General features: G+C 58.0%; 3 protein-coding genes. All 3 read right to left on the reverse strand.

What is annotated here, in order from left to right:
• Genes AC5EFR_RS23270 through AC5EFR_RS23280 form a run of 3 tightly spaced genes read right to left on the reverse strand, consistent with a single transcriptional unit; the run spans position 1 to position 3,010 of the window.
• On the reverse strand, positions 1–1,317 hold the full coding sequence (locus AC5EFR_RS23270; RefSeq protein ID WP_493578074.1) for a TRAP transporter large permease: 1,317 nt from the start codon (positions 1,315–1,317) through the stop codon (positions 1–3).
• Positions 1,314–1,940 carry a TRAP transporter small permease gene (locus AC5EFR_RS23275; RefSeq protein WP_493578075.1) on the reverse strand — a complete coding sequence of 209 codons (627 nt, stop codon included), beginning with the start codon at positions 1,938–1,940 and terminating at the stop codon, positions 1,314–1,316. Before AC5EFR_RS23275 ends, AC5EFR_RS23270 begins: the two co-directional genes overlap by 4 nt.
• 32 nt (positions 1,941–1,972) lie before the next feature.
• Entirely contained in the window at positions 1,973–3,010 is a 1,038-nt protein-coding gene (locus AC5EFR_RS23280) for a TRAP transporter substrate-binding protein (protein ID WP_493578076.1), read from the reverse strand.
• Positions 3,011–3,028: the final 18 nt, after the last annotated feature.

The raw sequence follows: 3,028 nt of genomic DNA on the forward strand, positions 1-3,028 counted from the left end.
TTACGGAATTAGGAACAAAGTGATTGCTGGGAAGGCGACGAGTATGACGACCCGGATGAGGTCTGAGGTGACGAACCACATGACGGCTTTGTAGGTTTCGACCATGGGGGTTGAGCGGTCCATGGCGTTGATAATGAACAGGTTCATGCCGACGGGTGGGGTGATCAGGCCGACTTCGACCACGATCAGCACCAGAATGCCGAACCAGATCGCTACATGTTCCGGGCTGAGGCCGCCAAAATCCAGCACCGAGATCACCGGAAAGAAGATCGGGATGGTCAGCAGGATCATCGACAGGCTATCCATCAGGCAGCCAAACACCAGGTAAAACGCCAGGATCATCAACAGCACGGTCCAGCTCGAGAACCCCTGCCCCACGACCCATTCCGACAGTTCCTGGGGCACTTGAGACAGCGCCAGAAAGGAGTTGTAGAACCCCGCCCCCAGCACGATGAAGAAGATCATTGCCGTGCTTGTGGCGGTGGCGATGATGCTTTCCTTGAACACCTCCCAGGTGAGGTTGCCCGAGATCAGCGCAATCACACCGGTGCCCGCCGCGCCAACGGCCGCGCCTTCGGTCGGGGTAAACCAGCCCAGATAAATACCGCCAACCACCAGCCCAAAGACCAGAACAACAGGCCACACATCAATCATAGCTTTGATCCGCTCGGGCATCGGCACCGCCTCACGGGTGCCCGCGCTTTCGGGGTTTACGCGCACGTAAATCGAGATGGTGATGATATAGCCAATCGCCGCCAGAATGCCGGGAATGAACGCCGCGAGGAACAGTTTGGCGATGTTTTGTTCGGTCAGGATCGCGTAGATCACCAAGATCACGCTTGGTGGGATCAGGATGCCAAGCGTGCCGCCCGCCGCCAAAGTTGCGGTGCTAAACCCGCCCGCATAGCCGTATTGGCGCAGCTCTGGCAGAGCAACCCGGCTCATCGTGGCGGCCGTCGCCAAAGACGAGCCACAGATCGCGCCAAAGCCTGCACAGGCCCCGACCGCGGCCATGGCCACCCCGCCGCGACGATGCCCCAGCCAGCTTTCGGCGGCCTTGAACAGCGCCGAAGACATGCCCGACAGCGTCGCAAATTGCCCCATCAAAAGGAACATCGGAATGATGGTCAGTGAATAGCTGGAAAAGGTCGAATAGGTTTCGTTTTTGAGCTTGGCGAGCACCATCGTGCTGCCGCCCATGGCAAAATAGAGCCCACCCATCCCGCACAGCATCATCGCCAAACCAATCGGTGCGCGCAAAAAGATCATCACCAGCAGAACGGGAAAGGACAGATAGCCCATCTCAAGCATAGTCAATGGGACGCTCCTTCGGAGTAAGGCAAAAAGTGTCGTTTGGTCAGGGTTTCCGCGATGCGCCCCCCGGCCGTGTAGATCGCGGTGATCGTCGCCACACAGGCGGCAAAGAAGCTGGCCGCATAGGCCCACCAGATCGGGAATTGCAGCAAGAACGTCGTCTCGCCGTAGTCATATTTGTTCATCAGCCCCTCAAAGAGCCGCCAGGTGATCAGGATCATGATGATGGCAAAGATCACCTCCCAGAACGCCTGAATGATCTTGTTCAGCTGCGGCGACAGAAACGAGGTAAAGATGTCGACCGTCGCATGGCCGCCATACAGTTTGGCCACCGGCAGAAACGAGAAGATCGCAAAAGCCACCCCGGCCTCGACCAATTCAAAATCACCGGTGATCGGGCCAACGCCCGTCGCAATCAGCGCATCACCAAGCCCCTCGGGCATAAACCCAGCATGGCCCAGCGTGTTCAATCCGCGCCCCAAGACGCTGGCACAGGTCAGTATGACCAAAGCCGTCAAAACCAGACCGCCGATGATTGCCATCACCCGCGCCAGGCGTTCCATCCATTTCAACATGAGGTTCTCTCCTGGATCGGCAAGGGTGCCCCAACCCGCACATGGCGTCATGGCCGGGGCAGTCCGATCAGTTTCCCAAAAGCTTACTTGGTGTGTTTGGCGATCAGCTCGGCCGCGCGGGCCTTGAGCGCCGTGCCATCCATGCCTTTTTCATCCATCTCAGCAACCCAGGCCTCGGTGGTCGCCGCCGCAGCCGCCTTCCATTCCGCAACCTGCGCCTCATCAAGCGTGATGATGTTATTGCCACGATCCATCGCCTGCTTGTGCGGGCCCGCATCGTCCATCTGCATCTGCTTGCCGGCAAAGCCGCTGAATTCCAAACCGGAATTGGCGTCAATCACCGCCTTGAGATCATCAGGAAGCGCATTGTAGCGGTCCTGGTTCATCGCAAACACAAAGGTCGTGGTATAAAGCGTCTCATCACCAAAGGTCGTGTGGTTCCCCACCATTTCGTTGACCTTGAGCGCGCCGGTGACTTCCCATGGGATCACTGTCGCGTCAATCACCCCCTTAGACAGCGCCTCTGGCACCGCCGGAACCGGCATGCCAACCGGGGTCGCCCCAAAGTTGGAGAACATCTTGTTGGTGACACGGGTCGGGGCACGCAGCTTCACACCATTGAGATCCGACACAGAGGTGATCGGCTCTTTGGAATGGATCAAACCAGGGCCATGAACCCACAGGCCAAGCACTTTGACCTGCTTGAAATCATCCTCAAGCATGCTCTCTTCGGCCAGCTCCCAATAGGCGCGCGACACCGCCTCGGCATTGGTCATCGTAAAGGGCAGCTCAAAAACTTCGGCACGCGGGAACCGACCAGGGCTATACCCCGTCACCGTCCAAGTGATGTCGGCAACACCGTCAACAACCTGATCAAACAACTGGGGCGGAGAGCCACCAAGCTGCATCGCCGGAAAACGCTGGATCTCAATGCGACCCTCGCTATCGGCCTCAACCTTGTCCGCCCAAACATCCAAAATGTTCTTGGGCACATTGGCCTGCGCCGGCAAAAATTGATGCAGCCGAAGCGTAACCTCCGCCGCAAACGCACCGCTCGCCAAAACACCACTGGCCAGAGCCGCCAACGCAAACCCCTTCACTAAAGTCCTGCGATTTGTCATAATTTCCTCCCTTATGAC

The sequence above is a fragment of the Pelagimonas sp. genome (genome assembly GCF_058892305.1).